This is a genomic window from Micromonospora sp. NPDC048835, from assembly GCF_040649995.1.
Taxonomy (GTDB): domain Bacteria; phylum Actinomycetota; class Actinomycetes; order Mycobacteriales; family Micromonosporaceae; genus Micromonospora.
This window is the reverse complement of sequence record NZ_JBEZGM010000041.1, coordinates 12,110-30,531: the sequence shown is the minus strand read 5'-3', so window position 1 is coordinate 30,531 and position 18,422 is coordinate 12,110. Positions and strand designations below refer to the sequence as shown.

The 18,422-nt window shown below is 71.4% G+C and carries 13 protein-coding genes; 1 reads left to right on the top strand and 12 read right to left on the bottom strand.

The features are described from left to right. Window positions 1-43: 43 nt before the first annotated feature. The 10 genes from obgE to AB0C15_RS29985 all read right to left on the bottom strand — a co-directional run bounded on the left by obgE (window position 44) and on the right by AB0C15_RS29985 (window position 12,745). Window positions 44-1,504: a GTPase ObgE gene (obgE, locus tag AB0C15_RS30030; RefSeq protein ID WP_357357629.1), complete on the bottom strand. Its 1,461-nt coding sequence runs from the start codon at window positions 1,502-1,504 to the stop codon at window positions 44-46. 93 nt (window positions 1,505-1,597) lie between these two features. Continuing rightward, on the bottom strand, window positions 1,598-1,852 hold the full coding sequence (gene rpmA, locus AB0C15_RS30025) for a 50S ribosomal protein L27 (protein WP_007464062.1): 255 nt from the start codon (window positions 1,850-1,852) through the stop codon (window positions 1,598-1,600). An 11-nt stretch (window positions 1,853-1,863) separates the two neighbouring features. After that, window positions 1,864-2,178: a 50S ribosomal protein L21 gene (gene rplU, locus AB0C15_RS30020; protein ID WP_007464063.1), complete on the bottom strand. Its 315-nt coding sequence runs from the start codon at window positions 2,176-2,178 to the stop codon at window positions 1,864-1,866. Window positions 2,179-2,344: 166 nt separating this feature from the next. After that, window positions 2,345-2,863: a hypothetical protein gene (locus AB0C15_RS30015; protein WP_357357627.1), complete on the bottom strand. Its 519-nt coding sequence runs from the start codon at window positions 2,861-2,863 to the stop codon at window positions 2,345-2,347. A gap of 67 nt (window positions 2,864-2,930) precedes the next feature. Then, window positions 2,931-6,083 (bottom strand): Rne/Rng family ribonuclease, encoded by a 3,153-nt coding sequence (locus AB0C15_RS30010; protein WP_357357625.1) that lies wholly within the window; start codon window positions 6,081-6,083, stop codon window positions 2,931-2,933. A 131-nt stretch (window positions 6,084-6,214) separates the two neighbouring features. After that, on the bottom strand, window positions 6,215-7,027 hold the full coding sequence (locus AB0C15_RS30005; protein WP_357357623.1) for a TIGR03936 family radical SAM-associated protein: 813 nt from the start codon (window positions 7,025-7,027) through the stop codon (window positions 6,215-6,217). 159 nt (window positions 7,028-7,186) lie between these two features. Continuing rightward, window positions 7,187-8,587 (bottom strand): type VII secretion-associated serine protease mycosin, encoded by a 1,401-nt coding sequence (mycP, locus tag AB0C15_RS30000; protein WP_357357620.1) that lies wholly within the window; start codon window positions 8,585-8,587, stop codon window positions 7,187-7,189. A gap of 10 nt (window positions 8,588-8,597) precedes the next feature. After that, window positions 8,598-10,100 (bottom strand): hypothetical protein, encoded by a 1,503-nt coding sequence (locus AB0C15_RS29995; RefSeq protein WP_357357618.1) that lies wholly within the window; start codon window positions 10,098-10,100, stop codon window positions 8,598-8,600. Window positions 10,101-10,110: 10 nt separating this feature from the next. Then, window positions 10,111-10,551, bottom strand: coding sequence for a hypothetical protein (locus AB0C15_RS29990; protein ID WP_357357616.1), 441 nt, complete (start codon window positions 10,549-10,551; stop codon window positions 10,111-10,113). A 145-nt stretch (window positions 10,552-10,696) separates the two neighbouring features. Beyond that, window positions 10,697-12,745, bottom strand: coding sequence for a TIGR03960 family B12-binding radical SAM protein (locus tag AB0C15_RS29985; protein WP_357357614.1), 2,049 nt, complete (start codon window positions 12,743-12,745; stop codon window positions 10,697-10,699). Between the two features lie 107 nt (window positions 12,746-12,852). On the opposite strand from AB0C15_RS29985, the gene AB0C15_RS29980 reads away from it, so the two are divergent. Further along, window positions 12,853-14,223 (top strand): hypothetical protein, encoded by a 1,371-nt coding sequence (locus AB0C15_RS29980; protein WP_357357612.1) that lies wholly within the window; start codon window positions 12,853-12,855, stop codon window positions 14,221-14,223. A 30-nt stretch (window positions 14,224-14,253) separates the two neighbouring features. On the opposite strand, the gene AB0C15_RS29975 is transcribed toward AB0C15_RS29980, so the two are convergent. Next, window positions 14,254-14,943: a lysophospholipid acyltransferase family protein gene (locus AB0C15_RS29975; RefSeq protein WP_357357610.1), complete on the bottom strand. Its 690-nt coding sequence runs from the start codon at window positions 14,941-14,943 to the stop codon at window positions 14,254-14,256. Window positions 14,944-15,048: 105 nt separating this feature from the next. Then, entirely contained in the window at window positions 15,049-18,237 is a 3,189-nt protein-coding gene (gene ileS, locus AB0C15_RS29970) for an isoleucine--tRNA ligase (RefSeq protein WP_357357608.1), read from the bottom strand. Window positions 18,238-18,422 lie beyond the last annotated feature (185 nt).

Sequence of the window (18,422 nt, the reverse complement as noted above, 5' to 3'; positions counted from 1 at the left end):
GCGGAGGTTTCCGGAAATCAACCCCGTCACGGAGCGCAACGAACTACTCGGCGTCGTCCTCGTCGATGTCGTCGGACGCGTCCGCGCCCACCTCGTCCTCGGACCGCACCCGACGAGCCTTGCGGGCGGCGAGTCGGTCTGCCGCGGAGGCCCGGTTCGACTGCTCCTCCAGGCGGACGTCGGTGCCCCGGTTGCCGGGTACGAACTCCACACCGGCGAAGAGTGTCGGCTGCCAGTCGAACTCCCGGGCGCCGATCCGGACCAGGTCACCGGGCTGCGCTCCGGCCTTGGCCAGCTTGTCCTCCACCCCGAGCCGGGCCAGCCGGTCAGCGAGGTAGCCGACCGCCTCGTCGTTGTCGAAGTTGGTCTGCTTGACCCACCGCTCCGGACGGGCACCGCGAACGGTGAACGAGCCATCGTCCTCGGCCGTGATGGTGAACCCGGCGTCGTCCACGGCCATCGGGCGGATCACGATCCGGGTCGGCTCGGCGGGCGGCGCGGCGTTACGCTCCGCCTCGACCAGCTCGGCCATCGCGTAGGTCAGCTCCTTGAGCCCCTCCCGGGTGGCCGCGGAAACCTCGAACACCCGGTAACCGCGCTCCTCCAGGTCGGGGCGCACGATCTCGGCGAGGTCCCGGCCGTCCGGCACGTCGACCTTGTTGACGGCGACGAGCCTCGGCCGGTCGGCCAGACCGCCGTACTGGCTCAGCTCGGCCTCGATGGCGTCGATGTCGGCCACCGGGTCGCGGCCGGGCTCCAGGGTCGCCGAGTCGATGACGTGCACCAGCACCGCGCAGCGCTCGATGTGCCGGAGGAACTCCAGGCCCAGCCCCTTACCGGTGGCCGCGCCGGGGATCAGGCCCGGGACGTCCGCGACGGTGAAGGTGTGGTTGTCCACCCGGACCACGCCGAGGTTGGGCACCAGGGTGGTGAACGGGTAGTCGGCGATCTTCGGCTTCGCAGCGGAGATCACCGAGATCAGCGACGACTTGCCTGCGGACGGGAAGCCGACCAGGCCCACATCGGCGACGCTCTTCAGCTCCAGCACGATGTCGAGCTGGTCGCCGGGCTCCCCCAACTCGGCGAAACCGGGAGCCTTGCGCTTGGCGTTGGCCAGCGAGGCGTTGCCCCGACCGCCGCGCCCGCCGCGGGCGACCTCGAAGGTGGTGCCGGCGCCGACCATGTCGGCCAGCACGGTGCCGTCGCTGGTCTGCACCACGGTGCCGTTGGGCACCTTGAGCACCAGGTTGTGGCCGTTGGCCCCGTCCCGGTTCGAGCCGGCGCCGCCCTTGCCGCTGTCGGCCTTCACGTGCGGGTGGAAGTGGAAGTCGAGCAGCGTGGTCACCTGCGGGTCGACCACCAGGGACACGCTGCCGCCGTGCCCGCCGTTGCCGCCGTCCGGGCCGCCGAACGGCTTGAACTTCTCACGGTGGATCGAGACACAGCCGTGCCCACCATCGCCGGACTGCAGATGCAGAACGACCCGGTCAACGAACGTTGCCACGGCGTCAATCCTTCCAGCGAGGTCCGACCCCGCACTTCGAAAAAAGCTAAGCGGGCCGGGACCCGGAGGTCCGCGGCCCGCTTAGCCCGAGAGCTACTGCTGCGGAACGATGCTGACGGTCTTGCGACCGCGCTTGGTGCCGAACAGGACCGCACCGGCGGACAGCGCGAACAGCGTGTCGTCGCCGCCACGGCCGACCAGGTCACCGGGGTGGAACTTGGTGCCACGCTGCCGGATGATGATCTCACCGGCGCTGACGACCTGACCACCGAAGCGCTTCACGCCGAGTCGCTGGGCCGCGGAGTCACGACCGTTACGCGAGCTGGACGCACCCTTTTTGTGAGCCATTGGAGGACGACCTACTTCCCGCTGGAGATGCCGGTCACCTTGACCTGGGTCAACGGCTGACGGTGACCCTGGCGCTTGTGGTAGCCAGTCTTGTTCTTGAACTTGTGGATCCGGATCTTCGGGCCCTTGGTGTGCGCGGCGATCTCGCCGGACACCGCGACCTCGGCAAGCTTCGCCGCGTCGGTCACCAGGTCGTCACCGTCGACGAGGAGCACCGCGGTGAGCTTCACCGCGTCACCGGGGGCACCGGTGAGCTTCTCGACCTCGATCACGTCGCCCTCGGCGACCTTGTACTGCTTGCCGCCGGTCTTGACGATCGCGTACATCGGAGGCGGACTCCCTGTCGTTGAGGCTGCTGGCGGGCGTTCCCGCGGCGGCTCGCCGGGTAGTAGTGCACGGCGGCGCGGGCACACGGGAACTCGGCACACCAAAGGTGGGCCGCAGGCAAGAGTACGCCATTGCCGGCCCGGACCCCAAACCGGCCCGCCCTGGTCAGCGCGCGCAGACCTGGTCGAGGCGCTGCTGGAGCCGGTCGAGTTCGGTCTCGTCGATCGACTCGACGTCGGCACCGAGCGCGGAGACTTCCGTCCCGAGGTCGGTGAGCAACGTCTTGAGCTGCGGATCGTCGGTCCGACCGGACTGCTCCCGCAGCGCGGTCCGCCAGTCGGCAAGCGCCGCCTCGGCCCGCCCCCGGGCGGCTTCGGCCGTACGGCTGTCCCCGGCGCCCACCGACGCGAGCATCTGGCCCAGCGCCGCCACGTACGTCCGGACGGCAGTGGTGCTGGCCTCCTGCGCGGCGGTGCAGACCTGGACGGCGTTGCCACCCGCCACACCACCGCTTGCCGGGCTGCCGGTCGGACCCGAAGGGGTACCGGCGGTCGCACCGGCGGGACCGCCGGTGGCGCAGCCGGCTGCGCCGGTGAGCAGGGTGAGCAGCGCGGTGACGGCGAGCAGACGGCGCATCTTCTTCTCCTGACCTGGACGGCCGATCGTGGGCCGGGTGGCCACCACGACGAGGTCCCTCCCCCGTCACTTTGCCGGGAGAGGGACCTCGTCAAACACGTGGCCGGTCAGGCGCTCAGGGGCGGGTCCGCCGACGGGCGCCACCGCGACGCGACCGGCGACGGCCGCCGCCGCCCTCGGTGGTCTCCTCGTCGCCCTCACCGTCAGCGAGCGCGTCCGGGTCGTCCGCCGCCGCCAGCCGAGCCGACTCACCCTGCTGCGCGTCGGCGACCGCCGGCGCGGCAGCGGTGTCCGTCTCGTAGCGGGACAGGTCGTAGCCCATGGTGTCCTGGTAGTCGGCGTCCGGTTCGGGGGTGGAGTCGGTGTCGACGACCTCGACCACGGTCCGCTCGGCCGGGGCGCTCTTGCGTGCCCGGCGCCGGGACGACGTGGCCCCCTGCTCGGCCGCCGGAGCGGGAGCCACCGCCGAGGCGACCGCCTTGACCTTCTCACCCGCACCAGCGGGGCGCTGCTTCTCCGGGACCGGCTCGGTGTGCACGACCACACCCCGGCCCTTGCAGCACTCGCAGGTCTCGCTGAACGCCTCCAGCAGGCCGGCGCCGATCCGCTTACGGGTCATCTGCACCAGGCCGAGTGAGGTGATCTCGGTGACCTGGTGCTTGGTGCGGTCCCGGCCCAGGCACTCGGTGAGCCGGCGCAGCACCAGCTCGCGGTTCGACTCCAACACCATGTCGATGAAGTCGATCACCACGATGCCGCCGATGTCACGCAACCGGAGCTGACGGACGATCTCCTCCGCCGCCTCCAGGTTGTTGCGGGTGACGGTCTCCTCCAGGTTGCCCCCGGAGCCGGTGTACTTGCCGGTGTTGACGTCGACGACAGTCATCGCCTCGGTGCGGTCGATCACCAGCGAGCCGCCGGAGGGCAGGAAGACCTTCCGGTCCAGGCCCTTGATGATCTGCTCGTCGATCCGGTACTCGGCGAAGACGTCGCTCGTGCCGACGTGCCGGCGCACCCGGTCGACGAGGTCCGGGGAGACGTGCGACAGGTACGACTCGACCATGTCGTACGACTGCTCGCCCTCGATCACCAGCTCGCGGAAGTCCTCGTTGAAGAGGTCCCGGACCACCCGGATGACCAGGTCGGGCTCCCCGTAGAGCAGCACCGGAGCGCCACCCTCGGCGGCCTTCGCCTGGATGTCCTCCCACTGCGCCTGGAGCCGCTTGACGTCGCGGGCCAGCTCGTCCTCGGTGGCACCCTCGGCGGCCGTCCGGACGATCACGCCCGCGCCGTCCGGGACCAGCTTCTTGAGCACGTCCCGCAGCCGCTTGCGCTCGTTGTCCGGCAGTTTGCGGCTGATCCCGGAGGCGTTGCCGTTGGGCACGTAGACCAGGTGCCGGCCGGAGAGCGCGATGTGGCTGGTCAGCCGCGCGCCCTTGTGCCCGATCGGGTCCTTGGTGACCTGGACCAGCACCGAGTCGCCGGAGCGCAGCGCCTGCTCGATCGAGCGGGCCCGCCCCTCCAGCCCGGAGGTGTCCCAGTTGACCTCACCGGCGTACAGCACCGCGTTGCGGCCCCGACCGACGTCGACGAACGCGGCCTCCATGCTCGGCAGCACGTTCTGCACCTTGCCCAGGTACACGTTGCCGGCCATCGTCCCGGAGGAGTTGCGGGTGACGTAGTGCTCGACGAGCACGCCGTCCTCGAGGACGGCGATCTGGGTGCGGTCACCGCGCTGGCGGACCGCCATCACCCGGTCGACGGCCTCCCGGCGCGCCAGGAACTCCGACTCACTGAGGATCGGTGGGCGGGTACGACGCTGCTCCCGGCCGTCCCGGCGACGCTGGCGCTTGGCCTCCAGCCGGGTCGAGCCGGACACCCCCTGCACCTCGTCGACGGTCCGGCGCGGCTCGCGGATCTTCACCACGGTCGGCACGCCGTCGTCCGTCGCGCCCTCGGTGTCACTGGCCCCACGACGACGGCGGCGACGACGGCGACGGGTCAGGCCATCCCCGCCCTCGGACTCCTCGTCCTCGTCGCCCTCGGCCTCGGTCTCGGCGGTCTCTTCCTCGTCGGCCTGCGCCGCCTCCTCGGAATCCTCGTCGTCGGCGTCGTCGGCACCGCCCTTGCCCCGGCCACGGCCCCGGCGACCACGCCGGCGGCGGCGGCGCGCGGCGGCGCTGTCCTCGTCGTCCTCGTCCGCCTCGGTGGCCTCGTCGGCCTCCTCGGTCGGCTCCTCTTCAGCCTCGATCGCCTCAACGGGCTCCACCGGCTCGACGTCGCGGCGACCACGCCGACGGCGGCGGGACGGCTCGGGCGCCTCCTCGACGGCCGGCTCCTCGGCGGCCACGGCGGGCTCCACCGGTCGGGTCACCGGCACGGCGTCCGGCTGGGGTGCCATGAACAGCACGGTGGGCGCCGAGAGCGCGGCCCTCCGACGACGGGTACGCGGCTGCGCCGGCTCGACCTCGGCCGACTCGCTCGGCTCAGCCGGCACACCCGGAACAGCGACGCCGGGTGGCACCTCCCCGGAACGCTCCTGCGCGCCGCTGGTCCAGGCCAACTCGGCCGCGGACACGCTGGGGAGGGCTTCCGAGTCGTTCAACTCGGCCTCGGCCTCGCGCAGGTCGGACTCCGCCGGCTCCTCGGCGACGACCGGCTCCTCGACGACCGGCTCGTCGACGGCTGGCTGCTCGTCGACGGCGGCCGGCTCCTCGACGGCGGGCACCTCGTCGACGGCGACCGGCTGCTCGGTGGCGGGCGGCTCCTCGACGGCAGCCGGAGTGGCCTTCTTGCGCCGGGTGCGGGTCACCTTGACCGGAGGAACCACCTCGGCCGAGGCCGCCTCCGCGGAGGCGGCGACCAGCGGCTCCTCGGCGGTCGTCTCGACGGGGGTGGCCTTGCGGCGGCGCCGAGGGGTCTTCGGGGCGACCTCCAGGTCGCCCGAGACCGGCGCGAAGACCTCCGCCTGCGGTGACTCGACGTTGCCGGCCCCACCCGTGGACGCCTCGACCGGGGCATCGACCTGCTCCGGCTGGTTGAGCGGGGCGGCCCGACGCCGGGTCGCCCGGGCGCGCCGCACCGGCGCGGCCGGCTCGGCGGCCTCACCGGCAGCGCTCTGCGCGCCGGCCGGTTCCACCGGGGCCGAACCGACCGCGGTGGTGGGAGACTCGACGGCGGCGCCGTCGGCCGTGCTGCTCTGGTCGGCAATTTCACCGGCCGGCTGTGAACCGGTCCGTTCGCCGCCCTCGGGCTCGTTCTCGAGCATGGACGTTCTCCAGTTCTGGCTACCCCGGGCGCGGGTGAGCGCTGCCACGCAGGGTCGCCGCAAAAGTGTTTCCGCCGGGCACGCGTGGTGCGCGACCGCCGAAGTCTGCCTGCCAGAGCACGGACCGTCGGTCAGTGCCCAACGATGGCTGCCCCGTCGCGGTCCGCATCCAACGGATCCACGATCGCACCCTGCGCGGTCAGCGTGCCCTGAGCCAGCCGGGTCACCCTCGGCGAAACCGGCGGCTCCAGGTCGGCCACCACGCGGAGGCCGGAAAGGACGTCATCGGGCCGTACGGACGGGGTGACCTGCCGCACGACCAGTTCGAGTATCGCACACGGTACGGCCGGCGCCCCGGAAGGCGTCGGCGTAGGCGACTGGACATCGATCGACATCACGGCCGCGCGGGCGTCGAAGGTGCGTCGGCCCTGCTTGGTCATCCGTTCGACCAGCACCTCCTGGGCCGCGACGAAGGCGTCCACCGCGGCGCGCAGCACCTCGGTGTCGACCTCGGGCAACTCGATGTGCCAGTGCGACGCCTGGATCCGGTCCGGCAGGTTGCCCCCCTCGGCGATTACCGCGTCCAGCACGTCCAGCCCAGGCGAGAGCGCGGCGTCCAACGCGGCCCGCAGCGCCACCGGGTCGACCGGAGCCTGTAGGGCGATCTCCAGGTACTCCGCCTCGCTCGCCACCCCGGTGGGCGCGGCGCTGGCGTAGGAGATCTTCGGGTGCGGGTGGAAACCCTGGGAGAAGGCGACCGGCACAGCGGCCCGGCGTAGCGCGCGCTCGAACGCCCGGGCGAAGTCCCGGTGCGAGGTGAATCGCAGCGGTCCGCGCTTGGCGTACCGGATGCGGACGCGCTGGACGACCGGTGCCTGGCCGCCCTCGGGTTGAGGCTTTCTGGCGATCGTGGGCTCCTCGGGTGTACCTGCGTGTTCACCCATCCTGGCGCAGGGCTCGTGACGGTACGCAGCCGGGGCGCTCGAATTGCCACGGCAGACCGGCATGAAACGGTCATGCGGGGCGGGACGGCCCGCCGAAAAGCCTGATGGCCGGCCGGCGACCCGAAGGGTTACCGGCCGGCCACCACGATCAGAGCCCGGTTACCGCTCCCTCGGCGGCGCAGGCGGCGGACCGCCCGGCGGGCCGTAACCAGACGGCGGACCATAACCGGATGGAGGACCGTAGCCGGACGGCGGGCCGTGACCGGGTGGCGGCGGGTAGCCCGCCGGCGGGGCGTAGTCCGTGTCGGCGGACGGGTACGCGCTGGCCGCCACGCGGTCGAGCACCTCGTCCGGGATGTTGGCGGCCTGAGCTGCCTCCCGCCGGTACCGACGGCGGTTCCAGACGAGGAACACCGCGAGCCCCAGCAACAACACCAGCACCACGGCGATGCCGATGCCCACCACCATGACCTGCTGGTCGGTGGGACCACCACGGTCGCCGTGCTGGGTGACGTCGAACTCCTCGTCCGCACCCCCGGTACGGGCCGGGCCGCCGGTGCTGGCCGGGTCCGGATCGGTCGCGGCGGCCGGGCCGAGCAGCGGGTTGCTGGTGACCGGCGGCACGTTCGCGGTCAGCGCCTTCATCGGGTCGATCACCCCGAAGCCGTACTGCGGATCTCGCCCGGACGGGCCGGCATCCCGCGCGGTCCGGATGATCCGGTTGATCACGCTCGGAGCGCTGAGGTCGGGGTATTTCGCCCGGATCAGCGCGGCCAGGCCGGAGACGATCGCGCTGGAATCGGAGGTCCCGTCGCCCCAGCCGTAGCCCGCCTCGTTGGTGATGTTGTAGACGCTGTCGCCCGGAGCGGCGACCACCGCCTCCGGCCCCCGGACCGAGCCGGACCAGAACTTGCCACCCTTGGTCGTCCCGGTCACCGCGATGACGCCCGGGGTATTCGCCGGGCTGCTCACTGTCTTTCTGCCGTTGGCGGTGTTGCCGGCGGAGCCGACCACGACCACGTCATGGTCCAGCGCGTACTTGATCGCGCTCGCCTCTTGCGGGCTGGCCATGCCCGGGCCACCGAAGGACATGTTGATCACCTTGGCGCCGCCGTCGACGGCCATCCGGATGCCGAGGGCGACCGCGGCCTCGCTGTTGCTTCCGGTGCCCTTGCGCAACTTGATGGGCAGGATCTTCGCGCCGGGAGCGATGCCGTCCACGCCGTCGCCACTGGCCTTCGCCGCGATGATGCCGGCGATGTGCGTGCCGTGCCCGTCCTCGTCGGCCCGACCGTCCCCGGCGGCACCGTAGCTGCGGGCACCGGCAAGCACCTGACCCCGCAGGTCCGGATGGCTGGCCTCGACGCCACTGTCGAGCACGGCCACGACCACGCCCCGCCCGGTCGAGACCTTGTGCACCTGGTCGATCCGCAGCTCGTCCAGATACCACTGCTCGGCCCGCCGGGGCGCGGCGGCCGCCGGTTGGGCGACCCCCACCACCAGGAACCCCACCAGCAGGCAGGCGGCGACCGACCGGAGGCTTCCGACGTTCACCCTCATCCGTCCATCCTCATCGAAGGACACCCGGGGACGCACCGTCACCGGGGCCCCACGGATCGTCGTCCTCAGTCAACCACGACGAGTGCTCGGAGCCGGTGCCACCGCCGTGCCCGGCGCCGCCCGCGCCGCCCATCATGCCGCCGCCCATCATTCCGGCACCGCCGACACCGGCACCACGCGCGCCACCCGCCATCCCGGCCCCGCCGGGGCCAGCGGCAGCGGCGGTACGCAGCGCGTTCGCGGCGCTCGTCATCGGCGGCAGCTTTCCGTTGCCGCCGCCCACCATGCCGGGGATGCCGCCCACACCGACGCCGCCCGCTCCCAGGCCGCCGCCGGCACCGATCCCGCCGGCCGAGCCGACGCCGGCACCGCCGCCACCGAACCCGCCGCCGGCGCCACCGAGGCCGGCGCTGCCGACTCCACCACCGCCGCCGATGCCGCCACCCAGGCCACCGACGCTGCTCGGGCTGGCGCCGGCCAGACCACTTGTGTAGTCGGCGTCGCTGCCCGGGTAGCCGGAGCCGGTCGGCGGAGGCGTGAGCTGACCGGTGCCGCCGGGGGGCGAGCCATCGCCGATCCCACCGGGCTTGGTCGGGGAGAACGGGTCGACTGTGGACGTCGGGCCGCCCGGGTCGCCGATGCCCGGCGGCCGGCTGCCGATCGTGGGGCCACCACCACCGATGTCGGACTTCCCACCGAACTCGCCGCCGCTGATGTCGGGTCGCCCGGTTGGCGGAACCCTGGTGTCACGCGTGATGTCGTTCTCGTCGTCACGCGGGCCCGGAGGATCACCGATGCCTGTCGGCGGGACCACTGTCAGCTTGGGACGCTCCGTGTAGACCGCCTGGGGCAGCGGCGCCATCGCGGTGTTCGCCGCGTTCTGATTGTCCCGGTACCAGTTGTCCAGGTGGGCTCCGGTGTCCCACCAGCCGCCCCGCTTCTGGTCGCCGGCCTGGCCGTCGACCTTCATGGTCGCCTCCAGGTCGTCGGCCTTGTCGCGGAACGCGCCGTCGGCGTACGACCCGGGGTTGCTCTGGTAGTCCTTTCGCAGGGCGGCGAGGAACCCCGACGAGCTCTCGCCGTCACGGGCGTCGTCGAGCTCGGTGCCGTTGGGCAGGCTCCACTCGTTGAACCCGAAGTCGTCCATCAGCGGGATCGGGATCGTGGAGACCGTCTTACGGATGTCGCCCTCGATGCGCGTCATCGCGCCACTGACGTTCGTCGCGTCGGTGATCAGATCCTCGATCTGCTTGCCGATCTTGCCCAGGTGCTCGCGGTACGCGTCGCCCCCGCTGCCCTTCCAACCGGCGAGCATCCCGGGCAGGCCGCCGACGTGCGGGCGTTCCTGACCCGTCGCGATCGGGCCGACGAACGATCGACCGACGAGCGCGTCCCGCAGTTGTTGCAGACCGCTGGAGAGGTTGCTCCAGCCAGCCCCGACCGATCCGACCGTGTCCGGGTCGGCGGAGAGCGTCACCTCGCGGACGCACCGCTCCCAGGTTCCTCCAGCCATGACGTCCCCCTCAGGCCGTGTACGGGTAGGTGGGTGCGCCGCTTGCGGTGGGCGGCGGCGCCGCCGACTCCAGCAGCCGCTCGATCTCCTTGCCGTTGGCGGCGTTACGCGCCTCGGTGTCGCGGAACGCCTTGGCGATCTCCTCGGTGCCCTCCTTGAGCGCGGCGAGCTTCTGGGAGAGCGTCGTGAGATGGGCCTCCATGTTGCCCGTGGAGGTGGTCAGGGCCGCCCACTGCATGCGGGCGTCCTCGTAGGCGCCGAAGGGGGTGCCGTTCGGAACGGTCTGGGCGTTGTTGCTGTCGCCCTTCATCCGCTCCTTGATGCGTTCCATCTCATAGCTGATCGTGTCGTCGACGTACTGCTTCAGCCGCTCGACGTACGCCGCGGCGGCGTCCAGGTCCTCGACACTGACCTGCAGATCGCCGATGCTCGGCGGCGGGATGCTACCCATGCGCTTCCTCCCCCGTCCCCGACCCGCCGGGTCGGTCCATGTCAGACGCAGCGTATCGAGTCTGACCTAGTCGGGGCAGCCCCAGCCACCACCACGTGGTACAGATGGCGGCCAATCTCGGGGGAGGTCGGTGCGGGTGACCCGGTCAGGGGTGCGAGTGGCCGGACGGGACCTTCATGCCGTTGCCGCCGAGCGGGGTGAGCGGCAGCAGCTTCTTGCCGGTGGGGCCGATCTGGATCTCGGTGTCCATCGATGGGCAGACGCCGCAGTCGAAGCAGGGCGTCCAGCGGCAGTCGTCCTGCTCGAACCCGCTGACCGAGTCCTGCCAGTCCTGCCAGAGCCAGTCCTTGTCCAGGCCCGAGTCGAGGTGGTCCCAGGGCAGGACCTCCAGCTCGTCGCGCTGACGGGTGGTGAACCAGTCGAGGTCCACCCCGAACGCGGGCAGCGTCTCGGCCGCCGCGTCCACCCAACGCTGGTACGAGAAGTGCTCGCTCCACCCGTCGAAACGGCCGCCGTTCTCCCAGACCTTGCGGATCACCGAGCCGACCCGACGGTCTCCCCGGGACAGCAGCCCTTCGATGAGCGACGGCTCGCCGTCGTGGTAGCGGTAGCCGATGGCCCGACCCAGCGAACGGTCCGCGTTGATGGCCTGCTTGAGGATCTTGAGCCGGTGGTCGATGACCTCCGGACGGTCCATCGAGGCCCACTGGAACGGGGTGTGCGGCTTCGGCACGAACCCGCCGATGGAGACCGTGCAGCGGATGTCCTTGGAGCCGGTCGCCGCTCGGCCGGCCCGGATCACCTCGTGGGCCATCTCGGCGATCTCGAGGACGTCCTCGTCGGTCTCGGTGGGCAGGCCGCACATGAAGTAGAGCTTCACCTGCCGCCAGCCGTTGGTGTACGCGGTGACGACCGTACGGATCAGGTCTTCCTTCGACACCATCTTGTTGATGACCTTGCGGATCCGCTCCGACCCGCCCTCCGGGGCGAAGGTCAGGCCGGTACGCCGCCCGTTCTTGGACAGCTCCTGCGCGAGGTCGATGTTGAAGGCGTCCACCCGGGTCGACGGCAGCGACAGTGAGACGTTCGTGCCCTCGTACTGCTGCGCGAGGCCCGAGCACATGTCACCGATCTCGGAGTGGTCCGCCGAGGAGAGCGACAGCAGGCCGACCTCGGAGAAGCCGGAGAACTCCAGACCCTCGCGGACCATCTGGCCGACCGTGGTGATCGACCGCTCCCGCACCGGCCGGGTGATCATGCCGGCCTGGCAGAACCGGCAACCCCGGGTGCAGCCCCGGAAGATCTCCACCGCGTACCGCTCGTGCACCGTCTCGGCCAGCGGAACGAGGGGCTTCTTCGGGTACGGCCAGGCGTCCAGGTCCATCGTCGTGCGCTTGTGCACCCGGAACGGCACGTCGGCCCGGTTCGGCACGACCCGCTGGATCCGGCCGTCCGGCAGGTAGTCGACGTCGTAGAAGCGCGGCACGTAGACGCTCTCGGTGCGGGCCAGCCGCAGCAGCAGCTCGTCGCGGCCGCCAGGTGAGCCCTCGGCCTTCCACTCCCGGACGATCGCGGTGATCTCCAGAACCGCCTCCTCGCCGTCACCGAGCACCGCGGCGTCGATGAAGTCGGCGATCGGCTCCGGGTTGAACGCGGCGTGCCCGCCGGCCACGATCACCGGGTCGGCGTCGGTGCGGTCGGCGGCCAGCATCGGGATGCCGGCCAGGTCGATCGCGGTGAGCATGTTGGTGTAACCCAGCTCGGTGGAGAAGGAGATGCCGAACACGTCGAACCCGCGCACCGCCCGGTGCGCGTCGACGGTGAACTGCGGCACGCCGTGCGTGCGCATCAGCGTCTCCAGGTCCGGCCAGACCGCGTACGTCCGCTCGGCGAGGGTGTCGGGCAGCTCGTTGAGCACCTCGTAGAGGATCTGCACACCCTGGTTGGGCAGGCCCACCTCGTACGCGTCGGGATACATCAGCGCCCAGCGCACGGTCGCCGCATCCCAGTCCTTCGTTACCGCGCCCAGCTCGCCCCCGACGTACTGGATGGGCTTGGAGACCTGGGGCAGCAGCGGCTCGAGCTGGGGCCAGACCGACGGCTCCAGGTCGCGGCGCGGCGTCAGACGCGCCGAGCTGGAGTCGTCGCGAGAGTTGGTCGCGGCGGCACGCGGCGTCGTGGACGGGGCACTCATGATGCCCAAGGGTACGCGTTCGCCTGACGCCTATCGCGCGCACGCCCGATCGGCGGTGGTGGCGGCGCGGTACTAACCTCGGTGCGGCGCGAGAGGAGATTGCCGCGATGCCGGAGCCCCAGCCGGGAGCACGGCCGGCCGACGGGAGCACCCCGGGCGCGGAGTCGGAGCGTGACCCGGTGGTCGCCGACGAGCCGACCTCCCCACCCGTACCCCCGAACAAGCCGGAACCCCCGGACCAGCCGGACACCCCCGACCAGCCCGACCCTTCGGACAAAACGGTCCCTCCCTACCAGCCAGACCCCTTGGACCAGCCGCAGCCGGCCGCAAACACGGAGGTCCCGGATCAGCCGGAAGCGGCCTCGACTGCGGAGGCCCCGGCCCCGCCGAAGCCTGCCGCCACCGCGGAGATCCCGGACCCACCGCAGCCGGCCGCCACCGCCGAGGTCCCGGCACCCCGGTGGAGCGGTTCGGCCCCGGTGCCGCCGCCGTTGCCACGCCGGTCCGCCTGGGGTGAGTCGGCCGAGCCGACCCCCGCCCCTCCGGTCCCCTTCGGGCCGCCGGAGCACCAGACGCCCGTCGACCCGTGGGCCGGCGTGGACACCGGCGGTTGGGAGCTGCCCTCCGCCGAACTGCCCGCGCTGCCCCCGACGATGTCGTACCCGACGCCGCCGGACACCCGGCAGTGGTCCGGGCCGCCCGCTCCCCAGGCCGGGCACCCGGTGCCGCCGCTGCCTGCGCCCGCGCCGGCCGCCCGGGCGAACCCGCCGACCCGACCGATGGCACCGACGCCGCCGAACCGACCGATGGCACCGCCCGCGCCGGTCAAGGTGCCGAAGCAGCGTCGGAGCAAGCGCTCCGCACCACCGCCGGCGCCGCCGCCCGGTTGGCAGACCCCCAAGGGGTACGTGCCGGTCCCGGTCCGCCGACGACGCCGCTGGCCGTGGCTGCTGCTGCTCACCCTGGCCTGTTGCTGTGGCTGCCCCGCCTACTACGGGTTCCCGATCTCGGCGCAGTACCCGGCACGCGCGACACTGCCCGTCCAGATGGACGACCTCAGCCTGCGGCAGGACGACCGCAGCACGGAGGCCGCCCGGAAGTTGGCGGGTGAGGTACGCAAGGAGCACTGGTTGGCCGAGGACACGTTCGCCGGCGTCTACTCGACGACGAGCGGTAAGCGGGTGACGGTCTTCGGCGGCACCGGCTTCCGGCTGAGTCCGGAGTCGGACGCGGAAGCTGAGATCAGCCGGCTCACCGACCGGTACGCGCTGAGCACCCCGGAGAGCGTGGACACCGGCGTACGGGGCAGGCACGAACGGTGCGCAGTGGGCAGCTCCGACGGCAGTGACGTGGTGGTCTGCACGTCGGTCGACCACGGCAGCATCGCTACCGGCGTGTTCACCCGACTCTCCGTCGCCGACAGTGCCGACCTGCTGGCCAGCCTGCGCGCCCAGATCGTCCAGCCCGAGCGGGGCTGAGCCGGACCGGCCGCGTGCGGCCGGTCCGGGTCAGGCGTCGCGGGTCGGGTCCGGGTGAGCGCGCGGCGGCGCGTAGCGGGGTACGTACTCCTGGCCGGTGAGCTTCTGGATCTCGCTCATCAACTCGTCGGTCATCTGCCGGAGTGAGGTGCGGTCGTCCGGACGACCGGTGAAGTCCAGCGGCTTGCCGAACTTCACGGTGATCTTGGCAGTGCCCGGACGGGGCACCCGGGCACCGATCGGCTGCGCCTTGTCCGTGCCGATCATGCCGACCGGAATGATCGGCACGCCGGCCGAGATCGCCAGCCGTGCGGCGCCGGTCCGCCCCCGGTAGAGCTTGCCGTCCGGCGAGCGGGTGCCCTCCGGGTAGACCACCACCAGGTCACCGCCCTTGAGCGCCGGGATCGCCGCGTCGAACGCGGAAAGCGCCGCCCGGCCACCGGCCCGCTCGACCGGGATCGCACCCAGGCCGGTGAGGACGAACTTGGAGATCGCACCCTTCACGCCGGTGCCGTTGAAATATTCCGACTTGGCCCAGAACGCCAGGTGCCGAGGCACTACCGTGCCGAGGAACAACTCGTCGGCCACCGAGAGGTGGTTGCCGGCGAAGATCGCGCCGCCGGTCTCCGGCACGTGTTCCAGACCCTCCACGGTCGGGCGGAACGCCACCCGCAGCGTGGGGCCCACGGTCAGCTTGCCGATGGTGTAGAGCAGCGGCACTGGTCCTCCGGCAGATGAAATGCGAGCGGGCGGTGTCACCGTAGCGGACGCCTCCACACCTCCCGGACGGAGGTGGTGAGGCGCCCGCACCCCGGCGATGGTCCGTTATACCCGGCGGACGACCACCGTTACCCGCTCACCGTCGCCGACCTCGCCGGCGAAGCCCTCCCGACCCTCGACAGCCGAGCCGGCCGAACCGACCGAGCCGGCCGAGCCCTCGACGAAGTCGACGGAGTCGGCAAGCACCTCAGCGGCGACGAAGTCGACGTACGCGGACACCGCCGCACGCACCTCGTCGGACGCCGACACCGACACCACGATCCGGTCCGAGACGTCCAGGTCGGCGTCCCGGCGGGCCTGCTGCACCACCCGCACCACGTCCCGGGCCAGCCCCTCGGCGGCCAACTCGGGGGTGACGTCGGTGTCCAGCACCACCACACCCTCGCCGCCGGGCAGCGGCGCCGAGTGCTCGGCGTCGGCGGCGATCAGACGCAACTCGTACTCGCCCTCGGCCAGGGTGACGCCGGCGGCCACCGGGGCACCGTCGACAAGCTCCCAGTCACCCGCCTTGACCGCCTTGATCACCTGCTGCACCTGCTTGCCGACCCGCGGGCCGAGCGCCCGGGGCACCACCGTCAACACCTGCTCGCAGTACGCGGACAGTTCCGCGCTGAACTCCACGGTCTTCACGTTGACCTCGTCGGCGACCAGGTCGGCGAACGGTCGCAGCTGCTCCGCCGCCGGTGAGGCCACGGTCAGCGTGGACAGCGGCAGCCGTACCCGCAGCCCCTTGGCCTTGCGCAGCGACAGCGCCGCCGACGCGACCGCCCGTACGTTGTCCATCGCTGCCACGAGGTCGTGGTCGGCGGGGAACTCCTCCGCCGACGGCCAGTCGGTCAGGTGCACCGACCGCTCCCCGGTCAGGCCGCGCCAGATCTCCTCGGCGGTCAGCGGCGCGAGCGGGGCCACCACCCGGCAGAGCGTCTCCAACACCGTCGACAGGGTGTCGAAGGCCTCGGCGTCGCCGGACCAGAACCGGTCCCGGGACCGGCGCACGTACCAGTTGGTAAGCGCGTCCAGGTAGGACCGGACAGTGGCGCACGCGCCCGAGATGTCGTACGCGTCCATCTGCGCGGAGACCGTCGACACCAGCTCGTTCGTCTTCGCCAGGATGTACCGGTCGAGCAGGTGGGTGGAGTCGGTGCGCCGCCGCGCCTGATACCCGTCGGCGTTGGCGTAGAGCGAGAAGAAGTACCAGACGTTCCAGAGCGGCAGCAGCACCTGCCGGACGGCGTCGCGGATCAGCGTCTCGGTGACCGCCATGTCCCCACCACGCAGCACCGGCGAGGACATCAGCATCCAGCGCATCGCGTCCGACCCGTACGAGTCGAAGACGTGGTAGACGTCCGGGTAGTTGCGCAGGCTCTTGGACATCTTGCGCCCGTCCGAGCCGAGCAGGATGCCGTGGCTCAGGCAGTTGCGGAACGCCGGCCTGTCGAACAGCGCGGTGGCCAACACGTGCATCGTGTAGAACCAGCCGCGGGTCTGCCCGATGTACTCGACGATGAAGTCACCCGGGTAGTGGTGCTCGAACCAGTCCGCGTTCTCGAACGGGTAGTGCACCTGGGCGAACGGCATCGACCCGGACTCGAACCAGCAGTCCAGCACCTCCGGCACCCGGCGCATCATCGACTGACCGGTCGGGTCGTCCGGGTTGGGGCGGACCAGGTCGTCCACCGCCGGCCGGTGCAGGTCGGTCAGGCGTACGCCGAAGTCGCGCTCGATGTCGGCGAGCGAACCGTAGACGTCCAGGCGCGGGTAGTTCGGGTCGTCGGACTTCCACGCCGGGATCGGCGAGCCCCAGAACCGGTTCCGGCTGATCGACCAGTCCCGGGCGTTGGCCAGCCACTTGCCGAACGAGCCGTCCTTGATGTGACCGGGCGTCCAGTTGATCTCCTGGTTCAGCTCGACCATCCGGTCCCGGAACTGGGTCACCGCGACGAACCACGACGACACCGCCTTGTAGACCAGCGGGGTGTCGCAGCGCCAGCAGTGCGGGTAGGAGTGGGTGTAGGTGTCCTGCTTGAGCACCACCCCCCGCTCCTTCAGCTCCCGGATCACCGGCTTGTTGACGTCGAAGACCTGCTCACCCTGGTACGGCGGGACCAGCGCGGTGAACCGGGTGTGGTCGTCCACGGTGACGATGGTGGGGATGCCAGCGGCGTTGCAGACGTTCTGGTCGTCCTCACCGAACGCCGGGGCCAGGTGGACGATCCCGGTGCCGTCCTCGGTGGTGACGAACTCCGCGCCGAGCACCTGGTAGGCGTTGTCCCCGGCCTGCTCGACGAGGAAGTCGAACAGCGGCGTGTAGCGGCGCCCGACCAGGTCCCGGCCGTACACCGTGCCGACCTGCTCGTACCCGTCCAGTTCCTTGGCGTACGCGGCCAGCCGCGCCGCCCCCACGACGAACCGCTCCCCGTCCCGGTCGAGCACCGCGTACTCGATGTCGGGCCCGACGGCGAGCGCCAGGTTCGACGGCAGGGTCCACGGCGTGGTGGTCCAGACGCCCAGCTTGACCGGCCCGCGCACCAGCTCGGGTGCGGACTCGTCGGCGGTCAGCCCGAACCAGACCGACAGGGTGGGGTCGTGCCGGTCCCGGTAGACGTCGTCCATCCGGGTCTCGGTGTTGGACAGCGGCGTCTCGCACCGCCAGCAGTACGCCAGCACCCGGAAGCCCTCGTAGATCAGACCCTTGTCGTGCAGGGTCTTGAAGGCCCACATGACGCTTTCCATGTAGTCCAGGTCGAGGGTCTTGTAGTCGTTTGTGAAGTCGACCCACCGGGCCTGCCGGTTGATGTACCGCTCCCAGTCCTGGGTGAACTCCAGCACCGAGGTACGGCAGGCCTCGTTGAACCGGGCCACGCCCAGGTCGATGATCTCCGCCTTGCTGGTGATGCCGAGCTGCTTCTCGGCCACCACCTCGGCGGGCAGGCCGTGACAGTCCCAGCCGAAGCGCCGCTCGACGTGCCGGCCGCGCATGGTCTGGTAGCGCGGCACCACGTCCTTGACGTAGCCGGTGAAGAGGTGGCCGTAGTGCGGCAGGCCGTTGGCGAACGGTGGGCCGTCGTAGAAGACGTACTCGTTCTTGCCGTCGTCACCGGCCGGGCGGGCCTCCACCGACGCTTCGAAGGTCTTGTCGGCCGTCCAGTGCTCCAGCACCCGGCGCTCGACCGCGGGCAGGTCCGGGCTCGCCGGCACACCGGCGGCGGTCGGGTCGTGCAACGGATAGGCCATCGGGGGTCGCTCTCCTCGCAGCTCACTCAACGTGGGTCTGCGAGGACGAACCGTCCGGGTACGCCTCGATCGGCGCTCCCGGGTGGGCCCGCGGTACCACCCCGCTTGGCGGTCAGGATCGACCGCCCGCTCATTTGCCGGCTGTGACGGGCCGCATCCGTCCGGTTCTACTGGGCCGGTTGCCC